Here is a 24,677-nt window from a genome sequence, read left to right on the forward strand (position 1 = left end):
CCACTCCCGGTCCGCGCCGTCCGCGGTCCGCGCCGTTAGCACCGCTCGCTCAGCCGGCGGCGGCGACGTCGACCAGGTCGGCGATGTCACCCGGGTGGGAGGCCAACGAGGCGTGACTGGCGGAGAGTTCGACCGTCTTCCGGGTGTTCATACGCTGCGCCATACGGCGTTCGTTGTCCGGGTGGATCATGCGGTCCTCGCTGGAGACCTGGTACCAGGAGGGCTTGGACCGCCACGCGGCGGTGGTGAGCGCGTCGCCGAAGGTGGTGGCCAACGGAGCTTTCTGGGTGACGGCCATGACCAGCGCCTGATCGGCGGGCAGGTCCTGGCAGAAGCTCTCATGGAACTTGTCCTGCCGGATCCAGAGGTATCCGTCGGAGTCCGGGACGAGGTTGTCGGCGGCGGCGGGCGCCAGTTCCTGGGTGATCTGTCCGGGGCTCTCGCCGACGTCCGGGGCGAACGCCGCCACATAGACGAGCCCGGTGACATTCGGCAGGTCGCCCGCCTCGGTGATGACCGCACCGCCGTAGGAGTGACCGACCAGCAGTACGGGCCCCTGGACCTGGCGGACCATCTTGGCGGTGCGCTCGGCGTCCTCGGCCAGCGAGGTGAGCGGCATCTCCACCGCGTGCAGCGAGCCGTAGCCGCGCCGGTGCAGCTCGGGGATGACACCCGCCCAGTGGGCGGCTCCGCCCCAGAAACCGTGGACCAGGACGATCGTGGGCTTGTCAGCCATGGCGTACTCCTTCGCAGCCGGGTTCACCCCCACCTCTCCACGCTAGGACCACCCCCTCACGGCGGCCATCCGAAGGCTCGGGCACGTTCCCGTGACACTCGCCTACTGTTGACAGCGAGCAGTCCTGGACCCGCCGGGCCCCGGGCGGTGGGGAGGCCCTTGTGACCGTCATCGTCAGCCGTCCTGTGGTGCGGACGGCGCCGTACTGGGTGAGCACCGAGGACATCGGACGCGATCTTCGCGCGCGTCATCCCACCCACCCCAAACTCGCCCTGTGGCTGAGGATGTTGGGCCACACCGGGGTGGTGACCCGGCCCTGGGTCGCGCCGCTGGCCGAGACCGCCGCGCGCGAGAGCGTCGGTGAGCGGTCGCGGGCGGCGTACGAGGGAGCACGCCCGCTGGCGGTGGACGCGGCGCGGGAGTCTCTGCGCGGCTCGGGTCTCGCCCCCGGCGATGTGGACTGTCTGGTGACGACGCACACGACGTCCTGGACGGTGCCGGGCTTGGACGTCGATCTGATACGGCTGCTGGGGCTGCGGCCCGATGTGTCACGGGTGGGGCTGACGACGGTGGCGTGTGCCGGTGGCGCGCACGCCTTGGTCCAGGCGGCCCGTTTCGTACGCGCGCGCCCGGGGGCACGGGTCCTGGTCGTGGCGGCGGAGGCTCTGAGCACGCTCTACCACCCTCGTGACCTCACGCTCCAGTCCGTCCTGTACGGCGGTCTCTTCGGGGACGCGGGTGGTGCGGTGGTGGTGAGCGACGCCGACGCCGACGCGGACCGGGGCGTGTCGGACGGTCTGCTGGAGGTGGCCGACACCTGGGAGTTCGTGCTTCCGCAGAGCCAGGACGCGTACTGGGGCGTGATCGAAGAGGACGGGCTGCACTTCGATTCGGGGCCCGACGCGAAAACGGCGGCGGGGCGGGTGCTTCCGCATCTGGCCGGGTGGCTGGACGGGCGCCCGGTCGAGTGGGCGGCGGTACATCCCGGGGGGCCCGCGATCATCAGGGGCACACTGGCCGGGCTCGGGCTCGACCCTGACACGGCGGGTACTCACTCCTTCGCCTCCCTCGCCCGTGGGAACCTCGGCGGCGTCGCCCTGCTGGACGTGCTGGCGCGCACGCTGGATCCGCGGGTGGCGGACGCGATCGACGGCGAGGGCGTCGCGGTCGCCTTCGGCCCCGGCTTCACCGCTACGGCGCTGCGTCTGCGGGCCGCGGCGGGGGCGGCGGCCCCTCCGGCAGCTCCGGCTCGGTGAATCCGACAGGGATCCCGACGATCATCCGCAGCCCCGGATAGGCCATCGGCGCCAGCGCCTGGACCGACACATGGACCGCACCGGCGAGCGGCAGCACCATGGGGCGCACCGTGGCGTAAGGGTGCAGGCTCATCTCCGCCCGTTCGTCCTCGTCCCACAGGCGGCGTACCTCGGGCGAGCGCCGCACCCGGCGTACGACCTCCTGGATACGTTCGTGCTCCAGGTCCACGACGGCGCTGCGGCGCAGCTCGGCGACCATGTACGGCGCCCAGTGGGTCTCCCACTGCCGGCACTGGTCGCGTCCCTGGGACGAGGGCGCGAGCAGTTCCTCCATGATGTTGGCGCCGGCCCGCTGCATCCAGGGCCAGTGCCAGGCGGCGCGGCGGTTGTAGGCGAGCACCGAGTAGGTGTCGTCGCTCCAGTAGGCGCCGTGGCCGATCCGGTGGAGCAGTCCGAGCAGGTCGGGCGGGATGTCCATGTGTTCCGGTACGACCGCCTGCGGGGGCTGGTGACCGGACCAGACGTACAGGGCGGACGCCTCGGCCGGGTTCAGGCCCAGGATCCGGGCGCAGTCCCTCACCAGGTCCTTGCTGATCCGGCCCTCGCCGTGCTCCAGGCGCCGGTAGTGGCGCTCGTCCACCCCGAGCAGGTCGGCCATGATGGCCTGGGTGAGCTGCCCACGCCGGTGCCGGTGGCGGGGCAGCGCGCTCGCTCCGGGGATGTCTTCCAGATTCCGCCGCGCTCTCCACGTACGCATGATCTTCGGCATGTCCGACTGAGGGGGCAGCTCCGCTCTCCCCATCTCACACCTCCGGGCCACGCTCCGGACCAGCGATGTCACCGCCGGTCCGCGCTCTCCCATCGTGCCTGTGTGCGGCCGCGCGGGCGCGCCGAAGGACCGGACATCAGAGTGTCCGGTCCTTCCCGCGCCCTTCCGCGAGGTGGCGGGAGACGCTTCGGTGGGAGGCGTAAAGCCCCGCCCACAGGAGATGATGATGGACATTCTGGCCGCTCGGACCGGCCCGCACAGCTCGCACCGCACCGCCGACAGGCATGTCTGGTGTCTGCCGGACGCCGACTCGACGCAGGCCGCCCATGCCCGCAGGAAGGCCGCCGGTGTGCTGGAGAAGTGGCGGCTGCCGCGAGCCACCGTCGACGACGCCGTGCTCGTGGTGTGCGAGTTGGTCACCAACGCCATCCGGCACGGGCGAAGTCCGGTTCACATAGCGCTGCACCGGGGGGACGGAGCCCTGACCATAAGGGTCAGCGACCACGGCCGTGTCGCCTATCCGGCCAAGGGGATCGACCTCGACCCGTGCACGGAATCCGGCCGGGGTCTGTCCATCGTGGCCGCCCTGTCCCAGGCGCACGGATACGAGGGGGGCCACTCGACCACGTTCTGGGCCCAACTGCACACCCACGCGGCGGACCGCGCGTAGGGGCGGAGAGCCCGTGATGTGATGGGTCACGTGAGCCGCGCCGTGGAGGAGACCAATCGCCGCATGCTCCGTGTGCGCGACGCGATGGACCGCGACTACGCGCAGCCGCTGGACGTCCCGGCCCTGGCCAAGATGGCCCATGTGTCGCAGGCGCACTTCACCCGGACCTTCCGCGCCACGTTCGGCGAGACGCCGCACCGCTATCTCCAGCGCCGCCGTGTCGAGCGCGCGATGTTCCTGCTGCGGGAGACCGATCGCAGTGTGACGGACATCTGTTACGAGGTCGGCTTCGGCAGTCCGGCCACCTTCAGCCGTACGTTCCGCGACATCGTCGGCCGGCCACCGAGGACGTACCGCAAGGACGCGACACGTGCGGCCGGCGCCGGCGCCGTACCGATGTGTTTCGCGAAGGCGTGGACGCGGCCGAGCGCCTGACCGTCCGCGCTGCCTCACCGTGCTCCCCGCGGTGAGCGCCACCGGTCGACCGAGCTGAGCAGTTCTGGACAAGTTTTCGCCCGTCATGCCCCGTAACGTGAAGTACATGTTCACCGCGATCACACACTCACAGATCTACGTCCTCGACCAGGACGCCGCACTCGACTTCTACGTCGGCACGCTCGGCCTGGAGGTCAACGCCGATATCGACATGGGCTTCATGCGCTGGCTGACCGTCAACGTCCCCGGCCACCCGGACCGGCAGATCCTGCTGGAGAAGCCCGGCCCTCCGGCGATGTCGGAGGAGACGGCGGAGCAGGTGCGCGAACTGGTCACCAAGGGCGCGACGGGCGGCTCGCTCATCTTCACCACGGACGACTGCCGCAAGACGTACGAGACGCTGCTGGCCCGGGGCGTCGAGTTCACCGACGAGCCCACGGAGCGCCCGTACGGCATCGACTGCGGCCTGCGCGACCCCTTCGGCAACAACATCCGCTTCACACAACTGAAGCCCTAGCCAGGTCCACTCGCCGCGGCGGCAGGCTTGGATGGGGTCCATGACTGGCAGCGACGCAACCTCCGCACACCCGACCGCCGCCGCCGGGGCCTCCGCGGCCCCGGCCCCCTTCACCGCGGACGACTACCGCGCCCGTATGGACCGCGCCGTACGGGACGCCACCGCCACCGGGCTGGCCGGCGTCCTCGTGGCGCCCGGCCCCGACATGGTGTGGCTGACCGGCTACCGGCCGCCCGCCGACACCGAGCGGCTGACCCTGCTGGTGCTCACCCCGGACGCCGAACCGGTCCTCGTCGTGCCCAAGCTGGAGGCGCCCGACGCCGAGAAGGCCGTGGGAGCGCCCGCGCTGACCCTGCGCGACTGGACGGACGGCGTCGACCCGTACGGCGTGACCGCGCCCTCGCTCGTCGCCGACGGCCGCTACGGCATCAGCGACAACACCTGGGCCCTGCACCTCATCGGCCTCCAGGAGGCCCTGCCCGGCACCTCGTACACGCCGTTGACCACCGCGCTCCCGATGCTGCGCGCCGTCAAGGACGCCCGCGAGGTGGAGCGGCTGGCCCTGGCGGGCGCCGCCGCCGACGCCACCTACGAGGAGATCAAGAAGGTGCCCTTCGCCGGGCGCAGGGAGACCGACGTCGCCGCGGACCTCGCCGGTCTGCTGCGCGGGTTCGGCCACTCCCAGGTCGATTTCACCGTCGTCGGCTCGGGCCCCAACGGCGCCAACCCGCACCACGAGGCCGGTGAACGGGTCATCGGCGACGGCGACATGGTCGTGCTCGACTTCGGCGGGCTGTGCCAGGGTTACGGCTCCGACACCTCGCGCACCGTGCATGTCGGCGAGCCCACCGAGGAGGAGCGGCGCGTGCACGATCTGGTGCGCGCCGCGCAGGAGGCCGCCTGCGAGGCGGTGCGGCCCGGCATCGCCTGCCAGGAGGTGGACCGGGTGGCCCGCGCGGTGATCACCGAGGGCGGGTACGGGGAGTACTTCATCCACCGCACCGGTCATGGCATCGGCGTCACCACCCATGAGCCGCCCTACATGGTCGAGGGCGAGGAGCAGCCGCTCGTACCGGGCATGTGTTTCTCCGTGGAGCCTGGCGTCTATCTTCCGGGCCGGTTCGGCGTACGGATCGAGGACATCGTGACGGTCACCGGGACCGGCGGCCGTCGGCTCAACGCCACCGACCGGGGGCTGGCCGTCGTGGGTTAGCCGTCACTCACATGAAGTGACGCTACGATCACTGTATGTTCACGGCCTGCCGGATGTCACCACCGCGACGGGCCCGCCGGCAACTGGCGGGCCCGTCAAGGGTGTTGTGGCTGGCCGTGCTTCTGCTGGCGCTGCTCTACACGCATGGTGTCAACGGCCACAACGCCGCGACCCACGCGTCCCCCGTCGTCGCGGTGACCGCTACGGCGTCGACCGCCTTCGAGGAGCACGACATCGCGCCGTGTCACCACGACGGGGACGAGGCGGAGCACGGGTCGGAGAGCTGTGCGTCCGGTCAGCCGCAGTACCGCGCCGATCTGCCCGCTCGTGGCACGACACCGCTCTGCTTCACGGAACTGACGCACTGCCGTGTCCCCGCTTTCCTGGTGACGGCCGATGCCTTCCCCGCATCCGCCGGACCGCGAGACCCGGGAATTCTGCGGGTGTAGAACGCCCTTCCGGACCGGTCGTTTCTCTTTTCGAGCGCATGAATTTCGCATACGCACCGCGCAGTTGGGCCGCCTCGCGCCGTCCGACCCGTTCCGCCTGTGCGTGACGCGCCACTCGTACGACCACTCCGGCCGCTTTCCGCGCGCCCGTCGAGCCGCGATTCACACGCCGCGGCGGGCTCCCGCGTTCCCGTACATCGAACGAAAGCGAAAGCGAACCCATGCGCCACCAATCCCCCACAGCCCCACCCCGTGCCGCCGTCCCGCAGGCCCCCCACGGTCTGTCCGCACTGGTGGGCAACACCCCGCTCCTGCGTGTCCGCGAGCCCTTCGCCCCGGCGGGGCACGGCTTCTGGGCCAAGCTGGAAGGCTCCAACCCCGGCGGCATCAAGGACCGCCCCGGCCTCTACATGGTCGAACGGGCCCGCGCCCGCGGCGAGTTGCTGCCCGGCGCCAGGATCATCGAGTCGACCAGCGGCACCCTGGGGCTGGGGCTCGCCCTGGCCGGCATGGTCCACGGCCACCCGGTCACCCTCGTCACCGACCCCGGTCTCGAACTGTCGATGACCCGGCTGCTGACCGCGTACGGCGCCCGTGTCGAGACCGTCGCGGAGCCGCACCCCACCGGCGGCTGGCAGCAGGCGCGCCGCGAACGCGTGGCCGAACTGCTTCAGCGGCACCCCGGTTCCTGGTGCCCGGACCAGTACAACAACCCCGACAACACCGCCGCGTACACCCCACTTGCGCTCGAACTCGCCTCCCAGCTCGGCCATATCGACGTCCTGGTGTGCAGCGTGGGCACCGGCGGCCACTCCGCCGGGATCTCGCGGGTGCTGCGCCAGTTCTACCCGGAGCTGCGGGTGATCGGGGTGGACGCCGTGGGATCGACCATCTTCGGCCAGCCGGCCCGCACCCGGCTGATGCGCGGCCTCGGATCGAGCATCCACCCGCGCAACGTCGCGTACGAGAACTTCCACGAGGTGCACTGGGTCGCGCCGTCCGAGGCGGTGTGGACGTGCCGCCAACTCGCCGCGTCCCACTACGCCACCGGCGGCTGGAGCGTCGGCGCCGTCGCCCTGGTGGCCAACTGGCTGGCCCGGACCGGATCCCCGGACACCCGGATCGCCGCCGTGTTCCCGGACGGGCCCCAGCGCTATCTCGGCACGGTGTACGACGACGAGTACTGCGCCACGTACGGGCTGCTGGACTCGGCGCCCGCCGCCGAACCGGAGGTGGTGGGCCGCGCCGACGAGAAGGAGGTCACCCGCTGGACCCGGTGCGCCGAGGTGGTCGACCCGCTGACCCTTACCGATCGCGAGAGTGTCGCCAACTCCCTTGAGGAGGCGGGCCGGTGAAGGGGCTGATCGCGCGGACGCGTTCGTACGAGCGCGGCGTCCAGTTGCTGATGGTCAATCAGTTCACCATCAATCTGGGCTTCTACATGCTGATGCCGTACCTCGCCGCCCATCTGTCCGGCACGCTCGGGCTGGCCGGGTGGCTGGTCGGATTCGTCCTGGGGGTACGGAACTTCAGCCAGCAGGGGATGTTCCTGGTCGGCGGGACACTGGCCGACCGGTTCGGCTACAAGCCGCTCATCGTCGCCGGATGCGTCCTGCGCACGGCGGGCTTCGCGACGCTCGGCCTCGTGGACTCGCTGTCCGCGCTGCTCGCCGCTTCGGCGGCCACCGGATTCGCCGGCGCGCTGTTCAACCCGGCGGTCCGGGCGTATCTCGCGGCGGACGCCAACGAGCGCCGGGTCGAGGCGTTCGCGCTGTTCAACGTCTTCTACCAGGCGGGTGTGTTGCTCGGCCCGCTGGTCGGCATGGTGCTGACGGGCGTCGACTTCAGGATCACCTGCCTCACGTCGGCGGGGATCTTCGCGGTGCTGAGTATCGTCCAGATCCGGGCGCTCCCGGCCCGTCGTGGCGCCGACGACAAGAGCGCGCACGAGGACCGTCGGAGCGCGAGCGTGCCGGCCCAGTGGCGCTCGGTGCTGGCCAACCGGCCGTTCCTGCTCTTCTCGGCGGCGATGATCGGCTCGTACGTCCTGACCTTCCAGGTGTATCTGGCGCTTCCGCTGGAGGTACGACGGGTGGGCGGCGACGGGCGGTTCGGCACCGCCGCCGTGGCGCTGCTGTTCGCCGTCTCCGGGCTGGCCACCATCGTGTTCCAGACCCGGGTGACGGCCTGGTGCAAGGCCCGCGTGGAGCCGGGGCGGGCGCTCTCCTTGGGGCTGGCCGTGATGGGCTGCGCGTTCCTGCCGCTCCTGGCGGCCACGGCGATCCCCGTACCGGACGGCGGGATCGGCCGGTGGGTCCTGGCGGCCGGTCCACCGGCGCTCGCCGCGCTGCTGCTCGCGCTGGGCACGATGATCGCGTACCCCTACGAGATGGACACCGTCGTCCGGCTGTCCGGCGGCCGTCTCGTCGCCACCCACTACGGGCTCTACAACACCATCTGCGGTGTCGGCATCACCCTCGGGAACCTGCTCACGGGCGCGGCTCTCGACGCGGCCCGGCAGGCCGGCGTCTCCGCGCTCCCGTGGGTCACGCTGTGCGCGCTCGGGGCGGCCTGTGCGGCGGCGCTCGGCGCACTGCACCGCGGCGGCCGGCTCACGGCCACCGCCGCCGCGCCCGAGGCCGAGGCCGCGCCGGCGACGGTCCGGGCCGGGTAGCGGGTACGCGCACGGGGGCACCGGGACCTGACGGTCAGGTCCCGGTGCCCCCGCCGCTTCAGCAGTTCGGTACGCCGGGCAGCCAGGACTCCACCACGTCGATGAAGATGTTGGAGACATAGCCACCGAACGACGGCAGATACGCCCAGCCGTCGTTGGTGATGCCGTCCACCGTGATCCGCTGGCCGTGTACCTGGCACGTGACGTTGACCGTGGTGGGGCCCGCCAGGCGCGCCACCTCGGGCGAGGCGGTGGTCGCCTGCTGACGTATCCGGACGTCGGTGCCCCAGGTGGGGAAGGACTTGCCCGACTGGTCGCCGGTCCAGAGATAGGTGACCGTCACCCAGCCGTTGTCGTTCAGACCGACGTTGTAGAAGGTGCCGTCCGCGAGGTCGATACCGGCCGGGTTGAGCACGGTGCGGCCCGAGCCGTCCCGCCCTCCGTTGTAGCCGGTCTCGTAGGCGGCCTGGGCCTCGGGCATGCCCTGGGCGAGGTCCTTGAACATCTCCCGGGTCGGGGACGGATTCCAGTAGTCGTCCTTCGTGTTCCACGGCCCGACGTCCCACACCGGCGCGGTCTCGCAGCGGGCGGGGCCGCAGACCTGGACGGAGTACTGGCCGCTGCCGTTGGGCGACAACCCGCGTCGCGAGGGCAGGGCGACGAAGTGGTCGTTCGGCTGGATGATGTGGCCGTTGGCGGTCGTGCCGCCGACAAGTCCCTCGCGGGTGGCGAAGACCCGGGCGGTGACGGCGGTGACGCCCGCCTGGCTACGGGGCGCGGCACCCTTCTCGGCCGTCAGGCGCACACCACGTACGCGCGCCTCGCCCTTCGCGTCCCGCAGGGTGATCCGGGTCTGCACGGTGGTGACCGCGCGCGGCAGGACCGCCGCCCCGTCGTCGGCCGGTGTCCACTCGGTCCAGGCTCCTCCCGCCGACCGGCCGCGGACGTCGACGACCACGTCGGCGTCCGAGGGAGTGTCGGCGTCCAGTGCGGCGCTGACCCGGTTGACGGGGGCGTCGAGTTCTTCGGGGGCGGTCACCTGGGTGCCGTAGCCTCGGCCGGTCTGCGCCGACGCCGGGCGGAAGTTGGTGCTCCGTACGCTCAACGCCCCTTTCGTGTAGCGCACGTTGACGTCATCGGAGGTGATACGGGTCAGATCCGCCGACCATGAGATCGGCAACGCCTCTACGCGCGTGGACTTTTGGCCGTCGGCCGCTCCGGCGGATGGCGTGGCGACAGCCGCGCCCACGCAGGCGAGCAGAGCCAGGGCTGCGGTGATCCGACGCCGGTAGGCGGGTCTCGCTCGGTCCTTCATACCGGTCTCCTCCTGTGGGGGATGGAACCCGGCACACGCTAATGACGATGTCATGCAACCGACAAGGGCACAGCTTCAGCCGGCGTGGACATGGGCGGGGGTGTGCGCGGGGGTGTGGTGGCTCAGTGCCGCGTGCGGGTCCGCCTCGTCGGCGGTGGCGGCGGGGTCGGCATGGACCAGCGCGGCGGTCAGTTTCGGTACGGCGTGCAGCAGGGCGTGCTCGGCCTCGACGGCGACATGGTGTGCCTGACGCACCGTCAGATCGCCGTCCACCACGACCGCCACCTCGGCCCGCAGCCGGTGGCCGATCCAGCGCAGCCGCAACTCCCCCACCGCCCGCACCCCTTCGACGTCCAGCAGGGCCGTCTCGGCGGTGTCCACGAGCGCCGGGTCGACGGCGTCCATCACGCGGCGGAACACCTCGCGCGCGGCGTCGCGCAGGACAAGCACGATCGCGGCGGTGATGAGGAGCCCGACGATCGGGTCGGCGAGCCGCCAGCCGATCGCGGCGCCGCCCGCGCCGAGCAGGACGGCGAGCGAGGTGAATCCGTCGGTACGGGCGTGCAGCCCGTCCGCGACCAGGGCCGCCGAGCCGATCTCACGGCCGACGCGGATGCGGTAGCGGGCGACCCACTCGTTGCCGAGGAAGCCGACGACGGCCGCGGCGGCGACAGCGGGCAGATAGTGGACCCGCTGCGGGTCGAGCAGCCGGTCGACGGCGGTCCACGCGGCGAAGACCGCCGAGGCGGCGATGGTCAGCACGATGACGATGCCCGCGACGTCCTCCGCCCGGCCGTACCCGTAGGTGAATCCACGGGTGGCCGCCCGCCGCCCCAGGACGAACGCGACGGCGAGCGGCAGCGCGGTCAGCGCGTCGGCGGCGTTGTGGACGGTGTCGCCCAGCAGCGCGACCGAGCCGGACAGGATCACGACCACCACCTGCGCGAGCGCGGTCGCGCCGAGCACGGCGAGCGAGACCCACAGCGCGCGCATGCCCTTCGCCGACGATTCGAGGGCGGTGTCGAGCTTGTCGGCCGCTTCGTGGGAGTGGGGCGTGAGGAGATGGCCGGCCTTGTGCCGCAGGCGGGCCAGGCGCCCGGCGGGCTCGTAGGGGTGCGGATGCGGGTGCGAGTGCGAGTGAGGGTGAGGGTGCGGGCGGGGGTGGGCGTCCGGGTGCGGGTGTCCGTGCGGGTCGTTCATGGCGATGACCTTCCGACGCGCGGGCAGTGGGGGGCCGGGCAAAGCAGGGGGTGGACAGCGGCGTGACCCGTTCGCCATTATGTGCATATGAACGCACGCATGCAACTATCACCTGCGCATGATGCGCACCCGCCCATCCCGGGCGAGGAACAGTTCACCCTCGCCGCCGAGGTCTTCGCCGTCCTCGCCGACCGCACCCGGCTGGTCCTGCTGCACGAGCTGTCGCGCGGGGAGGCGGACGTGACCACGCTGACCGAGGTGTGCGGCGCGGCCCGGCCCGCCGTCAGCCAGCACCTCGCCAAGCTCCGGCTCGCCGGTCTGGTCGTCACGCGCAAGGAAGGCCGCCGGGTCGTCTACAGCCTCCGCGACGGCCATCTGCGGCGCGTCATCGACGAGGCGCTGAACCTGGCCGACCACCAGCTCGACGGCCGCCCCTCGCACGACTGAACGCGTTCGCGACCCGCCGTACAACCGTCGACCCCTCGTGTGTGTCTTCCGTTCCACAGCCGTTCGCCACTCGGTGCACGCGTCCTCGGAGGGGCATATGAGATCTACGTCCACGGCACACGGACCACGGCGATTCACGGCGGCGGCCACGGTCGTCGCGGCGGCGGCCGGCTGGTCGCTGGTGGCGGCGCACGGCGGCGCCGCTGCCGCCGAACAGGCCGAGCCCGGGGCCGAGTTGGTGTTCGAACAGACCGGGCCGATCGACGGGGTGCGGCCCGGGGACGCGACCGAGGTGTCGTTCGCGGTGAAGAACAAGGGGACCGCGCCCGCCACCCGGGTCGCGCTCTACCTCAACGGATCGCAGGGGCTGGCGTACGCCAAGAAGTACTCCAACTGCGTGTACGAGGAGACGCCCGCCCAGGACGAGGGCCCGGCGCAGACGAACGCGGTGTGCGACATCGAGCAGATCCTGGAGCCGGGCGTGGTCTACGAACCCGCCGAGCCGATCGGCCTGGCCGTCCAGAACCGGGCGCTGTACGAACGCCTCAACGTCAACATCCTCGCCGGGGTGAGCACGTTCCCCGACGGGACGCAGCACGGCGGCGGCGCGGACCCGGTGCTGCGGCTGGTCGCGCGGACCGCGCCGGAGGCGCCGGGCACCGTCCACGGCTCCGAGCTGGGCGTCGACATCACCGCCGAGAACACCGCGGACTTCGCCCTCACCGGTTCGAAGGTGAAGGGCAAGGCGGGCCGGACCGTGAACGCGACGGTCACCTTCGCCAACAAGGGGCCGGCCTGGGCGAGGAACGACGTCTACGGGCCGATCGGTGTCTTCGACGTCGGGATCCCGAAGGGGACGACGGTCACGAAGGTCCCGGAGTTCTGCGAGCCGGCCGGGGCGGGCGGGGCAGGCGGGGCGACCGCCGCGCGGACGTACCGCTGCACGACGCCGTACAACTACGCCGACGACGACAGCGAGCGCGCGTACGTCTTCGGGCTGCACATCGACAAGGTCGTCGCGAACGCCACGGGCGAGGTGGCGTTCGTGAAGGGCGATCACCGCTGGGGGACGCTGCCGTTCGACAAGAACCGCACCAACAACACGGCCAAGATCGTGGTGAACGCGCCGACCGGCGGAGCCACCACGGGTGGGACGAGCGGCGGGTCTGGGTCGTCGGGAGGTACGAGCGGTACGGGCGGTACGGGCGGTACGGGCTCCACCGGCGGGACCAGCACCGGCGGCACCGGCACGCAACTCGGCGAGCTGGCCGAGACCGGAACCACCGACGGCACGCTCCGCACCGGCGGCGCGGCGGTCGCCCTGCTGGCGGCGGGCGGCATCACGATCGCGGTACGTCGCCGCGCGTCCTGACCGCTCCGACGCGTACGGACAGTGGGGCGGACGGACAGTGGGGCGGACGGGGCGACCTCCGTACGGACGAACTGTTCGAATTCGGTCCGGGGGCGACACCCGGCGGCCGCACCGCCGTCATCGACGGCCGGCCGGCCCCCGCCGAGGGGAGGCGGATCCCGGCGCCCCGCCATACGATCATCCCCATGAGCATCGACCGGCGCGTGCTCCTTCGCGGCATGGGCTGGGCCGCCGCAGCGGGCGCGGGCCTCACCCTGGCCGCCGACGCCGCCGGAATCGTCGGCGAGGACAGGCCCGCCCCTCGCCCGCGCCCCCAGGCGCGCCCGGAGCGTCCGCTCCGGTGGGCGAGTGCCGCGCCCACCGTCGAGCCCCGTACGTTCTGGCAGGAGAGTCCGCCGCCCCGGCGGAAGCCGGAGCGTACGGCGAACGATGTCAAGGCCGTCTTCATCCACCACACCAGCAGCCCCAACGACTACACACGGCCCGAGGTCCCCGGTCTCATCCGTAACTTCGCCGTCGACCACGTCGACAACAGGGAGTGGGACGACATCGGCTACAACTTCCTCGTGGACCGGGGCGGTGTGATCTACGAGGGCCGCGCCGGCGGTGTCGCCAACCCCGTCGTCGGCGCGCACACCCTCGGCTTCAACGTCGCCACCGTCGGCATCGCGGCCATAGGCGACTTCAGCGACGGGATGCCGGCGCCCGAGCCCATGGTCGACTCGCTCGTCCGGCTGATCGCGTGGAAGCTCGGGCTGTACGGGGTGGATCCGCGCGGCACGGCGGTGCTGGAGTCCACCAACGACGGCAGCCGGTACAAGAAGGGCACCCGGCAGATCTTCCGTACGGTGTCGGGGCACCGCGACGGCTACTCGACGCTCTGTCCGGGCGGCGCCCTTTACGCCCAGCTCCCCGCGATACGCGAACGTGCCGCACGCCTCCAGGGCCGCCCGGCCAACTGACCGGAACCGCACTCGCCCGGCGGACGATTCACTGCGGCGCCGCGCGCAGATGCGCGCGTGTCCCCTGCGGCCCGAACAGGATGAGCAGCTCGACCACCCCGCCGTCGGCGCTGCCCAGCCAGTGCGGCAGGGACGTGTCGAACTCGGCCGCCTCACCGGGCGCCATCGTCACGTCACGCTCGCCGACCAGCAGCCGCAGACGGCCGTTGAGCACATACAGCCATTCGGTGCCTTCGTGGGTCTGCGGCGTCGGTTCGAGCGGTTCCGGCCGGGCGGGGATGATCATCTTGAACGCCTGTGTGCCGCCCGGCCGCCGGGACAACGGGACGAAGACCATCCCGAACCGATGGACCGGCTTCAGATGGATCCGGGGATCGCCCGTACGCGGGGCACCGACGAGGTCGTCCAACGGCACGTTGTACGTACGGGCCAGCGGCAGCAGCAGCTCCAGGGTGGCCCGGCGCTGCCCGCTCTCCAGCCGGGACAGGGTGCTCTCCGACACGCCGGTCACCGCCGCGAGGTCGGCGAGGGTGATACCGCGTTCGCGGCGCAGGGCACGCAGCCGGGGCCCCACCAGGCCGAGTACGTCCTCCGATTCGCGGTCCACCCGGCCATCTTGCCAGAACCGCAAGATCGCGTGCCAGATCGACGGAAGCCGGGCGAGAGTGGGTCACGTACCCCGACAGCCCCGCAGAAGGAGCGAGCCCCGATGAGCACCACCAACGCGGTCACGTACTGGGACGGCGTCTACGCGGCCCGACCGCCGGCCACCGAACCGCGCCCGAACGTACGGCTCACCGAGACGGTCACGGACCTGCCGCCCGGCGATGTGCTCGACCTCGGATGCGGCGAGGGCGGCGACGCGCTGTGGCTCGCCCGCCAGGGATGGCGCGTCACCGCCGTCGACGTCTCGTCCGTGGCGGTCGACCGCCTGACCGGCCTCGCCCTCTCACTGGGCCTGGGCGACCGGATCGCCGCCACGCGGCACGACCTGCGCGAGTCCTTCCCGCACGGCGCGTTCGACGTCGTCTGCGCGCACTATCTGCACACCCCGCTCGACCTGGACAGGGCGAGCGTCCTGCGCGAGGCCGCGCACGCGCTGCGGGTGGGCGGGCGGCTGCTGATCGTCGACCACGGATCGACCGCTCCGTGGTCGTGGGACCAGGACCCCGACGTTCACCACCCGACGCCCCGTCAAGTCGCGGCGGACATCGGGCTGGACCCGGCCACGTGGCCGGTCGAGCGGGCGGACGCGCCCCGCCGGGTCGCCACCGGACCGGACGGGCGCACCGCCGAGGTCATCGACCACGTCCTGATCATCCGCCGCGCCGCCTGAACCGGCGCGGCTTCCCCGCGAGGAGGCACCATGCCCACCACCCCCGGCCGCAAGCGCCACGGCGACACCCCGCCGCCCCGGACCGGAGGCAGCGAGACCGAGGTTCTGCGCGGCTTCCTCGACTACCTTCGGCAATCGATCGCCGCGAAGGTCGAGGGCGCGCCCGAACCGGACGTCCGTACCGCCGCGGTGCCCTCCGGCACGAACCTGCTCGGTCTGCTCAACCACCTCATCCACGTCGAGCGGGCCACGTTCCTCGGGGACCGGGTCACCGACTGGCAGGCGACGTTCCACGCCGCGCCTTCGGACAGCGTCGCCGACGTCGTCGCCCGTTACCGGACGACGGTCGCGCGGGCCGACGACGTACTCGACGAATGCGCCGACCTCGGCGCGCGGGTGCCGCGCCCCCGGCCGAACACCCCCGCCCCCAGCGTCCGTTGGGCGCTCACCCACATGATCGAGGAGACCGGCCGCCACGCGGGCCACGCGGACATCCTGCGCGAACAGATCGACGGCGCGACCGGACGCTGACTCCCCCACCGGACGGCGGACGTCGGACGTTAGGGCGCGTAGGGCATTAATCGTTAGGTGCTGGGCCTGGAGCAGCGGGAGAGTTCGAGGTGAAACCCAGGAAGGGAGTCTCATGCGCGATCAGCTCCACCAGCGCGCCGTACACGATCTGGTCCGGCCGGTGCTGCCGTCTGTGGCCGAGACGGACATCCGCCCCGTGGACGAAGGCGGTGAGCACTCCACCTGGTGGATCGGCGGCAGTCATGTCCTGCGGCTCGCTCTCGATCCGGACACCTCCGCCCGTCAGCGCCGCGAGGTCGCGCTGCGCGACCTGCTGCGACCCCGGCTCGCCGCCGTGCCCACCAGCGTGGCCTCGGGCGAGTGGGCACCGGGGCTCGCCTACACCCTCGACGCCCGCCTCCCGGGCATCTCCGCGGAAGTGCGCGAGGTGTCCGCCGCCGGGGAGGGCGCCCTGGCCGAGATGTTGACCGTGCTGCGCGGGATCCCGGCCTCGCGGACCGGGGCGCTGGGGCTTCGCGAGCACGCGCCACGCGACATCGCCCCGCTCAGGAGTGCCGCTGTCCGCGCGGCCGAACGGCTCACGGCGGACGGGGAGTTCGACTCCGGGCTCATGGCGCGGGACCGGCCCACCGGTGCCGGGCCGGATCAGCACCGGGCGACACCGCGCGTGCTGCTCCACAACGATCTCAAGGGCGAGCATCTGCTGCTCGACGCGGCCGGCGGCCTCAGTGGCGTCCTGGACTGGACCGACGCCGCGACGGGAGATCCGGCCGAGGACATCGCCGGGCTCGCCATCTCGATCGGCGCCCCCGCCGCCGTGCGTGTGGCGACCGGCGCCCGGTACACCGCCGCTCGGGCGGCGCGGGCGCTCGCACTGTGCCGGTACGACACACTGCTCCGGCTCGCCGACCGCCTCTACGGCGGCGACGACAGTCCGCTGCCCCTGCTCAGAGCCCAGTTGGACCGGGCCTGGCGGCGCACCCCACTGGATGTCCGAGGCGAGTCAGAGCGCGCGGTGCATGATGTGCAGTCCGACGTAGCCGTGCACCGGGTGGCGGAAGCCCTCCGGGAGCGTGCCGAGCACCGTGAAGCCGAGTGATTCGTACAGCTTCACCGCGTGCGTGTTGGTCTCCACCACGGCGTTGAACTGCATCGCGCGAAAGCCCGCCGTACGCGCCCACTCAAGGCTGTACTCGCACAGCGCCCGGCCCACGCCCCGGCCCGTGTGCGCGGGGTCGACCATATAGCTCGCGCTCGCGATGTGCGCGCCGTTGCCCAGGTGGTTGGCGTTCATCTTGGCGGTGCCCAGGACCGTACGGCCGTCGTCGTCCACGGCGACGGCCGTACGGTTCGGCGGGGGCAGCAGCCACCAGTCGCGGGCGTCGTGCTCGCCGAGGTCGGTCGGATACGTGAACGTGTCGCCCGCGGCGACGATCCCGTGGAAGAACGGCCAGATGGCGGGCCAGTCCTCATCGGTGGCTTCCCTGATCAGCATGGTCCCCAGCATGCCGGGACGGCGTCCGCGCCCGCCAACGCTTTAGGGCCCCGTCGTGCCGCGCCCCCGGTGACGTATAACGGGACGGTCCTGTCGTTTACGCCGCGCGAAGCACGGCGCGAGGTGAAGGTGGTTTCCCGGATGAGGCTCACGGTCCTCGGCGGCGGGGGCTTCAGGCTCCCCCTGGTGTACGGCGCGCTGCTCCGCGACCACGCGGAGGGCCGGGTCACCGATGTCGTCCTGCACGATGTCGACACCGCCCGGCTGACCGCGATCGCCCGCGTGCTCGCCGACCAGGCGGCCGGCGTGCCCGACGCGCCGCGTGTCACCGTCACCACCGACCTGGACGAGGCGATCCGCGGCGCCGACTTCGTCTTCTCGGCGATCCGGGTCGGCGGTCTCGAGGGCCGCGCGGCCGACGAGCGCGTCGCGCTCGCCGAGGGGGTGCTCGGTCAGGAGACCGTGGGGGCCGGGGGTATCGCGTACGGGCTGCGCACGGTGCCCGTCGCCGTCGATATCGCGCGCCGGGTCGCCCGGCTCGCCCCCGACGCCTGGGTCATCAACTTCACCAACCCGGCAGGGCTGGTCACCGAGGCGATGGCGCGCGAACTCGGTGACCGGGTCATCGGTATCTGCGACTCCCCCGTGGGTCTGGGCCGTCGCGTCGCGCGCGTCCTGGGCGGCGACCCCGACAGCGCGTTCATCGACTACGTGGGCCTGAACCATCTCGGCTGGCTGCGCGCCCTGCGCATCGACGGCCGCGACCAACTCCCGCGCCTGCTCGCCGATCCCGGACTGCTGGGCTCGATCGAGGAGGGCAAGCTGTTCGGTACGGACTGGCTCCGGTCCCTGGGCTCGATCCCCAACGAGTATCTGCACTACTACTACTTCAACCGGGAGGCGGTACGCGCGTACCGCGAGGCCGAGGCCACCCGTGGCGCGTTCCTGCGGGACCAACAGGCCCGGTTCTACGGGGAGATGGCGCGGCCGGGCACTCCCGCGCTGGAGAGTTGGGACCGTACCCGCGCCGAACGCGAGGCCACCTACATGGCCCACAACCGTGAGGCGGCGGGCGCGGGTGAACGCGCCGCCGAGGACCTGGAGTCGGGCGGTTACGAGAAGGTCGCCCTCGCCCTGATGCGGGCCATCGCGCACAACAGCCGCGCCACGCTCATCCTCAACGTCCGCAATCGCACGACGCTTTCGGTGCTGGACGCCGAAGCCGTCATCGAGGTCCCCTGCCTCGTCGACGCGAACGGCGCGCATCCCATGTCAGTGGCGCCGCTGCCGTATCACGCGACCGGTCTGGTCTGCGCGGTGAAGGCCGTCGAGCGCGAGGTGCTGGCGGCGGCGGAGAGCGGTTCGCGTACGACGGCGGAGAAGGCGTTCGCGCTGCATCCGCTCGTGGACTCCGTGACGGTGGCGCGGCGGCTGGTGGACGCCTACGTGGACGTCCACCCGGGGCTCGCGTACCTCCGCTGAGGACCCCTGGGACCAGCCACGTCGGCCCCTCGTCGCGCCGGACGGGCTTCGCCGGGAGCCCGTCCGGCGGCGGTCGGCATTACCCGTGCAGCAGTATCGGTATCTCCTGCCAGCCGAACGCGATGAAGGACGGCACCTGCTTCAACTGGTCCGTCCCGACGGCCAGTCGCATGTCCGGATAGCGCTCGAACAGCGCGGGCAGCGCCGTCAGGGCCTCCATCCGGGCGAGCGGCGCGCCGATGCAGCGGTGGACCCCGATCCCGAACGACAGGTGCTCGTCCGCGCCTCGGTGGATGTCGAACTCGGCGGCGTCGGGGCCGTACCGCTCGGGGTCGTTGCCCGCGGCGGCGAAGGTGGTCAGTATGGCGTCGCCCGCCGGGATCGTGACGCCGTCGACGGTGATGTCGGAGACGGCGTAGCGCAGCGGGAGACTGGCGATCGAGGGGTGGACGCGCAGGACCTCCTCTATGACGCTCTCCCAACTGACCTCGCCGGCGCGGACGGCGGCGAGTTGGCCGGGGTGGTTCAGGAGGGTGACGACGGCGTTGCCTATGAGGTTGACCGTGGTCTCGAAGCCCGCGCCGATGACGAGCAGGAGGGTGTAGAGGAGTTCGTGGTCGGCGAGCCGGTCGCCTTCCTCGTCGCGTACCCGGATCAGCTCCGTGGCCAGGTCGTTGCCGGGGTTCGCGGTCTTGTACGCGATCAGCGCGGGGAGCACGGTGCCGATCTGGCGCTGTACCGAGGCCGCGTGCTCGGGGGTCGGGTCCGAGGTGTCGAAGACGTCGACCATCAGCTTGACGGCGGCGTCGCGCAAGTCGTCGGGTATGCCGAACAAGTCGCAGATGAACAGCATGGGCAGCGGGTGGGCGTAGCCGGCCTTCACATCGACCGCTCCGCCGGGACCCGCCTGTGCCGCCGCCGCGTCGAGGCCGGCGAGGAGGCCGGCGGTTATCTCCTCCACCCGGTCACGCATCGCCTCCGTGCGCTTGTGGGTGAAGCTGGGCGAGACGAGCTTGCGCAGCCGGGTGTGGTCGGGGCCGTAGGTGGAGAGCATGTTGACCACGCCGACCCAGCCCAGTATCCAGCTCCACTCGGGCTTGTTGTTGACGTCCTCCCACAGCGACCAGTGCAGCCGGGGGTCCTTGCTGACGCGGGAGTCCAGCATGAGGGCGCGCAGTGAGGCGAAGCCGGTGGGCGCCCAGGCCGGTATGCCGCCGGGGAGGTCTATGGGCACGATGGTGCCTAAGGCGCGCAGCCGGGCACTCTCGGCGGTGATGTCGGCGCCGAAGGGGTCGAGGGCCACGCGGGTGCGCGTATCGGTGGTCATGGTCATGCTCGGTCTCCTGACTTCTCGGGGTTGCCGAAGGCGTTGATGCCGGTGGTGGTGGCGGTGGCGGTGGCGGTGGGGCTGCCGGCGGGTCTGCCGGTGGTCACGGGGTAGCGACGGTGGTGTCCGGCGTACGTGGGGTGAAGCGGACGGGCAGCGAGCGCAGGGAACGGACGAACGGGCCCGGCCGCCAGGTGAGTTGGTCGCGCGGTGTGACGGGCTCCAGGTCGGGCAGCCACTGGGTGATCCGCTCTATCGCCTCGGTGGCGATGAGCAGGGCGTGCTGTTTGACGGGGCACTTGTGCGGTCCCGCCCCCCAGGACAGATGGGAGGCGTCGTGCGGGTGGTGCGGCTCGTCGGAGCCGTCCCGTTCGGAGAAATAGCCGAGCGCTCCGTACGAGACGATGACGGGTACTCCCTTGCGTACCCATACGCCGTGGAAACTCAGCGCCTCACGGGCGTAAAGGATGCCGTAGTTCGCCAACGGCGTCTCGTGGCGCAGGACTTCGAGGACCGCGTCCATCACGGGGCGCGAGCCGCTGGTGAGGGTGGAGTAGTACGTGGGGTTGCCGAGCATCCGGGACAGGGCGTTGGCGACGAGGTTCGCGGTGGGTTCGTGACCCGCCGCCATCGTGAGGAAGACCTGCCAGACGACTTCCTCGTACGCGAGGTCCGCCGGGTGGTCGATCAGCCAACTGGTCAGGTCGTCACCGCGTTTGAGGGTTTTGGCGGTGACGAGTTCGGTGACGTACTTGCCGTACTCCAGCTCGCCGGCGGCGGCGTCGTCGCCGCCTTCCATCAGCCGCCCGATGGAGTTGTGGAGGCGGTCGCTCTCGCTGTCGGGCAGGCCGAAGAGGTTGTTGAAGATCAGCGTCATCAGCGGGCGGGCGAAGTCGTCCACCAGGTCGGCGCTGCCCGCCGGGCCGAACCGGGCGACCAGCAGGTCCACGGCGCGGTGCACGCGCTCGCGCAGGTCGTGCGGCTCGACCAGGTCGAAGCCGTCGACCAGCGCGGAGCGGTAACGCTTGTGCGCGGCACCGTCGTTGAACAGTGGGTTGGGGCGCCACTTCAGCATGCTGAGGATCGGTGAGTCGGGGGCGGCGGTGGCCTCCCACTCCCTGGAGTCGTGCGACCAGGTGTCGGGGTCGTGCAGGATGTCGAGCGCGGCCCGGCGGTCGGTGACGATGTACGCGGGCTCACCGGGGGCGAGTTCGCCCCAGCCGACGGGGCCCTGCGCCCTCAGGGCCTCGTAGCGGCCGTGCGGGTCGGCGGCGAAGCCCTCGTCCCAGAGCCGGACCGGCGCCGAGAGGGAGAAGGCCGCCGCGGGGGCGGGGTAGGAAGTCACCAGATCACCAGGTCTCCGGGGTGGGGCCGGTGCCGTCCGCGGGGCCGGCGGCACCGGTGGCGGGCTCGGCGCCGGCGGGCGCGGCGAGGTCGTCGGCGGAAGCAGCGACGTCGTCGGCGGAAGCGGAAGCGGCGGCGGCGGCGGGCCCACCGTGGGCGGCATTGGCGGTTATCAAGTACTCGACAAGTGCGAGCAGTGCGTCGATGGAGGAGTTCGTGTCCCGGGCGTCACACACCACCATGGGTGTGTCGGGTTCCAGGTCGAGCGAACCGCGCAACTGCTCCTCCGTGTAGGAGCGTGCGTCGGGAAACGTGTTGAGCGCGACGGCGTACGGCAGCCCCGACTCCTCGACCAGCCCGAGCACGTCGAAGGAGTCGTCGATGCGCCGGGTGTCGATAAGGACGAGCGCGCCGAGCGCCCCGTGGGCGATGTCCGCCCACAGTGAGCGGAAGCGCTCCTGGCCGGGGGTGCCGAACAGATAGAGCACGATCCCGGCGTCCAGGCTGATCCGCCCGAAGTCGATGGCGACGGTCGTGGTGGTCTTGTCCCGTACCCCCGCCAGATCGTCCACGGACACCGACGCCTCGGTGAGGTGTTCCTCGGTGTGCAGCGGGCGGATCTCGGACACCGAGTCGATCAGCGTGGTCTTGCCCACGCCGAACGGGCCCGCCACCAGGATTTTCACCAACTGGCGGGTGGTGTCCGGCAGATGCAGCTCACCGACGCCGGCGCCGATGGTGCCGCTGGTGCTGGTGCTGGTGCCGGTGCCGCTGGTGCTACTGCTTGAGGGCGCGGAGGCCATCGGCCACTCTCTTCAACAGGTCGGGTGCGGGCAGGGCGGCCGGAGGCACCGGCGCGCGTAGGCTCACCAGCCCCTGGTCCGCCAGTTCGGCGGCGAGTACGCGTACGGCGGAGACCGGCAGCTCCAGCAGGGCCGCCGCTTCCACGAGGGTGAGCGTTCCGCCGGCGAGCACATCGAACAGCGCGTGCCGGGCGGCGGGAAGTCCGTCGGGGGCGGGCCCGGCCCCGCCGGTCAGCAGCGAAAGCCGTTCCAGCTCCGTATGGCTCGGCCGAGCCACCCCGCCCGTGGACAGATAGGCGGGAACAAGTGGACGGCCGCTCCTGCGGCCGGTCATACCGGAGTGCCGCCCTTACCCGCGCGCGGTGCGGCGGTCATCGTCTTCTCGCCGAGTCTGGCCACCTGCGAGTGCACCCGGTGGGCGAGCAGGTCGAGCCGTACCTCGGGGCCTCCGTACGCGGCCACACAGGTGCCGTGCGAGGTGGGCGCGACCAGGATGTAGCCGTGGTCGGACTCGATGACGATCTGGCGGATCTCCGCGTCGTCGTGGTCGGCGAAGGCGGCGGCGGCCGTACGGCACGCGCCCTGCACGGTGCTGGTGATCGCCGCCGTGCGTTCGGCGGTGGCCTGGCTCAGCGCGTCCGTGTAACCGGAGACGAGGCCGTCCCTGGTGAGCAGGACGGCTGCCCGCACATGCGGGATTTCCAGGATCGGATCGAGCACCCACGCCGTTTCGCCGGCGTCGCGGCTTTTCATCGCGGGTCGTTCCCTTCGGGGTCGGCGTTGGATCGTGCCGCTGCGGTGCCGGACTGGAGCGCGCCGAGCGCCGCTGCGGAGTCATCAGGGGTACGGGCGGGCGGCTGGGCCTGCTCGGGTACGGGGCGGGCGGCCGGGGCCGGGATCGCCATCGTGTCGGGGCGGGGGCGGCGCCGTCTGCGCTGGGGCAGGACGTCGTCGGCGGGCGCGGTGCCGTGGTCGTGGTCGTGGTCCGGGTCGTTGGCGTGCGTGGCTCGGGCCTGTGGGTCGTCGGGGTGCGGGGCAACGTCGTTGTCGGGCGTACGGGTGGCGGGCGTGCGGGTGGCGGGCGTACGGGTGGCGGGCGTACGGGTGTCGGGGGCGGCGGGGTGGGTCGGCCGGGCCGCCGCCCGTACGGCCCGTGAGGAGGCGCCGGTCCTGATGGGCAGCTTGCCGTTGGTCTCCGGCCTGGCGAGCTGTTCCGTCCCTGCGGGGCGGGTGGAGCGCGGCGCGGCGGCGGCCGGTGGCCTGACGACCGGGTCGACATGGCTGAGCAGGTGGTTGTTGACGAGCAGCACCGCGCGTACGCCCCCGTACGGCGACGGGGTCGACAGGTCGACGGACAGGTCGAACTGGCGGGTGAGCTGACCGATCGCGGCGAGTCCCATCCGGGGCGGGTCGCCGAGGTCCGACAGCAGGATCGGCTCGCTGCTCGCCACCATGCGCTGTGCGTAGGCGCGTTCGTCGGTGGACATGCCGACACCGGCGTCGTCGATGGTGACGGCGACCCCGTGGTGGGCGCGTTCGAGACTGACCGTGACGTCGGTGTCCCGTGAGGAGTGCCGCAGGGCGTTGTCGAGGAGTTCGGCGACGATGATCGCGACCGGTTCGACGGCGTGCGAGACGAGCGCGGTGCCCGGCTCCAGATGGTTGTTGACGCGGACCCGGTGGTAGCCGACGATCCGCGACTGGCCGCCGGTCACCGCGTCCACCAGGTGCGACTCCTCGCGCGCCAGGCCCACCCAGGCGCCGCACACCACGGCGGCGACCTGCGCGCGGCGCAGCGACTGCTCGTTCTCGTGGTCGAGTTCGAACAGGGTTTGTGCCAACTCGGGGTCGTCGTACTGCTGTTGGAGTCCTCTGAGTACGTCCTGAAGGCGGTAGAGCCCGGCCTGGATCTCGCGGGTGGTGCCGCGCATGCCGGCACGTGCCGCGGCGTCGACCCGCTTGCGCTCCTTCGTCATGGCGATCAACAGCGCGTCGAGCACCCCGTCCAGACCGGCGCCCGGTCCGGTGCCGGCGAAGCCGGGCCCGAGCGGGCCCGGGACCTGGACGTGCGGGTGCGCCGCACGGGTCGCCACCGCCGGAACGCGCTTGTCGGTGAGATGCGCGATCTCGGCGCTGAGTTCGTCGGACACACGGTCGGCCTTCGAGCGCGCGTCGTCCAGTTGGTCGTGCAGACCGGCGATCTCCTCGCGGAGTCTGGACCGGTCACGGCGGGAGCGGAGCAGACCGCCTCCCAGGACGAGCGCCAGTAGCGTCCCGGCGGCCAGGCCACCGGCGGCCAGGACCGTTATCTCGATCATCGGACGGACCTCAGGAGGATCGTGGA

27 protein-coding genes are annotated in these 24,677 nt (G+C 71.8%); 15 read left to right on the plus strand and 12 right to left on the minus strand.

The genetic code is table 11. The annotated features are described in order from the left end of the window. Positions 1-49: 49 nt before the first annotated feature. The gene (locus OG329_RS06850; protein WP_405793429.1) at positions 50-736 is read right to left on the minus strand and encodes an alpha/beta hydrolase; all 687 of its coding nucleotides are present in this window, start codon (positions 734-736) and stop codon (positions 50-52) included. A 161-nt stretch (positions 737-897) separates the two neighbouring features. Between OG329_RS06850 and OG329_RS06855 the strand changes: the two genes are divergently transcribed. Further along, a complete protein-coding gene (locus OG329_RS06855; RefSeq protein WP_405793430.1) occupies positions 898-1,992 on the plus strand; it encodes a PhlD in 1,095 nt (364 codons plus the stop codon). Here OG329_RS06855 and OG329_RS06860 read toward each other — a convergent pair. After that, the gene (locus tag OG329_RS06860) at positions 1,928-2,794 is read right to left on the minus strand and encodes a helix-turn-helix domain-containing protein (protein WP_405793431.1); all 867 of its coding nucleotides are present in this window, start codon (positions 2,792-2,794) and stop codon (positions 1,928-1,930) included. The genes OG329_RS06855 and OG329_RS06860 overlap by 65 nt on opposite strands. Before the next feature lie 193 nt (positions 2,795-2,987). Here OG329_RS06860 and OG329_RS06865 point away from each other — a divergent pair, with 193 nt between their 5' ends. The 7 genes from OG329_RS06865 (at position 2,988) to OG329_RS06895 (ending at position 8,719) form a co-directional block, all read left to right on the plus strand. Further along, entirely contained in the window at positions 2,988-3,431 is a 444-nt protein-coding gene (locus OG329_RS06865) for an ATP-binding protein (RefSeq protein WP_405793432.1), read from the plus strand. 30 nt (positions 3,432-3,461) lie between these two features. Further along, positions 3,462-3,866 carry a helix-turn-helix domain-containing protein gene (locus tag OG329_RS06870; RefSeq protein ID WP_405793433.1) on the plus strand — a complete coding sequence of 135 codons (405 nt, stop codon included), beginning with the start codon at positions 3,462-3,464 and terminating at the stop codon, positions 3,864-3,866. 106 nt (positions 3,867-3,972) lie between these two features. Beyond that, positions 3,973-4,383 carry a VOC family protein gene (locus OG329_RS06875; protein WP_405793434.1) on the plus strand — a complete coding sequence of 137 codons (411 nt, stop codon included), beginning with the start codon at positions 3,973-3,975 and terminating at the stop codon, positions 4,381-4,383. A gap of 40 nt (positions 4,384-4,423) precedes the next feature. Next, positions 4,424-5,596 carry an aminopeptidase P family protein gene (locus tag OG329_RS06880; RefSeq protein ID WP_405793435.1) on the plus strand — a complete coding sequence of 391 codons (1,173 nt, stop codon included), beginning with the start codon at positions 4,424-4,426 and terminating at the stop codon, positions 5,594-5,596. Positions 5,597-5,631: 35 nt separating this feature from the next. Continuing rightward, complete coding sequence (locus OG329_RS06885; protein ID WP_405793436.1) at positions 5,632-6,045, plus strand: hypothetical protein; 414 nt, start codon at positions 5,632-5,634, stop codon at positions 6,043-6,045. Between the two features lie 221 nt (positions 6,046-6,266). Then, on the plus strand, positions 6,267-7,400 hold the full coding sequence (locus tag OG329_RS06890; RefSeq protein ID WP_405793437.1) for a PLP-dependent cysteine synthase family protein: 1,134 nt from the start codon (positions 6,267-6,269) through the stop codon (positions 7,398-7,400). 50 nt (positions 7,401-7,450) lie between these two features. Next, on the plus strand, positions 7,451-8,719 hold the full coding sequence (locus OG329_RS06895; RefSeq protein ID WP_405801690.1) for an MFS transporter: 1,269 nt from the start codon (positions 7,451-7,453) through the stop codon (positions 8,717-8,719). A 58-nt stretch (positions 8,720-8,777) separates the two neighbouring features. Here the strand turns inward: OG329_RS06895 and OG329_RS06900 are convergent, their stop codons facing one another. Further along, complete coding sequence (locus tag OG329_RS06900) at positions 8,778-10,034, minus strand: hypothetical protein (protein ID WP_405793438.1); 1,257 nt, start codon at positions 10,032-10,034, stop codon at positions 8,778-8,780. Between the two features lie 75 nt (positions 10,035-10,109). After that, the gene (locus OG329_RS06905) at positions 10,110-11,234 is read right to left on the minus strand and encodes a cation diffusion facilitator family transporter (protein WP_405793439.1); all 1,125 of its coding nucleotides are present in this window, start codon (positions 11,232-11,234) and stop codon (positions 10,110-10,112) included. 87 nt (positions 11,235-11,321) lie between these two features. Between OG329_RS06905 and OG329_RS06910 the strand changes: the two genes are divergently transcribed. The 3 genes from OG329_RS06910 (at position 11,322) to OG329_RS06920 (ending at position 14,015) form a co-directional block, all read left to right on the plus strand. After that, positions 11,322-11,681, plus strand: coding sequence for a metalloregulator ArsR/SmtB family transcription factor (locus tag OG329_RS06910; RefSeq protein WP_078074410.1), 360 nt, complete (start codon positions 11,322-11,324; stop codon positions 11,679-11,681). Positions 11,682-11,778: 97 nt separating this feature from the next. Further along, positions 11,779-13,053 (plus strand): hypothetical protein, encoded by a 1,275-nt coding sequence (locus tag OG329_RS06915; RefSeq protein ID WP_405793440.1) that lies wholly within the window; start codon positions 11,779-11,781, stop codon positions 13,051-13,053. 185 nt (positions 13,054-13,238) lie between these two features. Continuing rightward, positions 13,239-14,015, plus strand: coding sequence for a peptidoglycan recognition protein (locus OG329_RS06920; RefSeq protein WP_405793441.1), 777 nt, complete (start codon positions 13,239-13,241; stop codon positions 14,013-14,015). A gap of 28 nt (positions 14,016-14,043) precedes the next feature. Here OG329_RS06920 and OG329_RS06925 read toward each other — a convergent pair whose 3' ends face one another. Then, positions 14,044-14,622: a helix-turn-helix domain-containing protein gene (locus OG329_RS06925; RefSeq protein ID WP_405793442.1), complete on the minus strand. Its 579-nt coding sequence runs from the start codon at positions 14,620-14,622 to the stop codon at positions 14,044-14,046. Between the two features lie 102 nt (positions 14,623-14,724). Here OG329_RS06925 and OG329_RS06930 point away from each other — a divergent pair, with 102 nt between their 5' ends. The 3 genes from OG329_RS06930 to OG329_RS06940 all read left to right on the plus strand — a co-directional run bounded on the left by OG329_RS06930 (position 14,725) and on the right by OG329_RS06940 (position 16,981). Beyond that, the gene (locus OG329_RS06930; protein ID WP_405793443.1) at positions 14,725-15,351 is read left to right on the plus strand and encodes a class I SAM-dependent methyltransferase; all 627 of its coding nucleotides are present in this window, start codon (positions 14,725-14,727) and stop codon (positions 15,349-15,351) included. Positions 15,352-15,381: 30 nt separating this feature from the next. Continuing rightward, on the plus strand, positions 15,382-15,882 hold the full coding sequence (locus tag OG329_RS06935; protein ID WP_405793444.1) for a DinB family protein: 501 nt from the start codon (positions 15,382-15,384) through the stop codon (positions 15,880-15,882). 112 nt (positions 15,883-15,994) lie between these two features. Then, positions 15,995-16,981, plus strand: a complete 987-nt coding sequence (locus tag OG329_RS06940; RefSeq protein ID WP_405793445.1) for an aminoglycoside phosphotransferase family protein — start codon at positions 15,995-15,997, stop codon at positions 16,979-16,981. Here OG329_RS06940 and OG329_RS06945 read toward each other — a convergent pair. Continuing rightward, positions 16,886-17,377 carry a GNAT family N-acetyltransferase gene (locus OG329_RS06945; protein WP_405793446.1) on the minus strand — a complete coding sequence of 164 codons (492 nt, stop codon included), beginning with the start codon at positions 17,375-17,377 and terminating at the stop codon, positions 16,886-16,888. The two genes, OG329_RS06940 and OG329_RS06945, sit on opposite strands and share 96 nt — an antisense overlap. Before the next feature lie 141 nt (positions 17,378-17,518). Between OG329_RS06945 and OG329_RS06950 the strand changes: the two genes are divergently transcribed. Next, positions 17,519-18,859 (plus strand): 6-phospho-beta-glucosidase, encoded by a 1,341-nt coding sequence (locus OG329_RS06950; protein ID WP_405793447.1) that lies wholly within the window; start codon positions 17,519-17,521, stop codon positions 18,857-18,859. Between the two features lie 79 nt (positions 18,860-18,938). Here the strand turns inward: OG329_RS06950 and OG329_RS06955 are convergent, their stop codons facing one another. From OG329_RS06955 to OG329_RS06980, 6 genes are all read right to left on the minus strand, one after another. Further along, the gene (locus OG329_RS06955; protein WP_405793448.1) at positions 18,939-20,192 is read right to left on the minus strand and encodes a cytochrome P450; all 1,254 of its coding nucleotides are present in this window, start codon (positions 20,190-20,192) and stop codon (positions 18,939-18,941) included. Positions 20,193-20,289: 97 nt separating this feature from the next. Then, the gene (locus OG329_RS06960) at positions 20,290-21,531 is read right to left on the minus strand and encodes a cytochrome P450 (protein WP_405793449.1); all 1,242 of its coding nucleotides are present in this window, start codon (positions 21,529-21,531) and stop codon (positions 20,290-20,292) included. Positions 21,532-21,535: 4 nt separating this feature from the next. After that, positions 21,536-22,333: a GTP-binding protein gene (locus tag OG329_RS06965; RefSeq protein WP_405793450.1), complete on the minus strand. Its 798-nt coding sequence runs from the start codon at positions 22,331-22,333 to the stop codon at positions 21,536-21,538. Further along, the gene (locus OG329_RS06970; RefSeq protein WP_405793451.1) at positions 22,308-22,667 is read right to left on the minus strand and encodes a DUF742 domain-containing protein; all 360 of its coding nucleotides are present in this window, start codon (positions 22,665-22,667) and stop codon (positions 22,308-22,310) included. The genes OG329_RS06965 and OG329_RS06970 overlap by 26 nt, the downstream gene beginning before the upstream one ends. Beyond that, positions 22,664-23,086: a roadblock/LC7 domain-containing protein gene (locus OG329_RS06975; RefSeq protein ID WP_405793452.1), complete on the minus strand. Its 423-nt coding sequence runs from the start codon at positions 23,084-23,086 to the stop codon at positions 22,664-22,666. The genes OG329_RS06970 and OG329_RS06975 overlap by 4 nt, the downstream gene beginning before the upstream one ends. Further along, on the minus strand, positions 23,083-24,651 hold the full coding sequence (locus tag OG329_RS06980; protein ID WP_405793453.1) for an ATP-binding protein: 1,569 nt from the start codon (positions 24,649-24,651) through the stop codon (positions 23,083-23,085). Before OG329_RS06980 ends, OG329_RS06975 begins: the two co-directional genes overlap by 4 nt. Between the last annotated feature and the right edge of the window lie 26 nt (positions 24,652-24,677).

The organism is Streptomyces sp. NBC_01506 (assembly GCF_045040295.1).
Lineage (GTDB): Bacteria > Actinomycetota > Actinomycetes > Streptomycetales > Streptomycetaceae > Streptomyces.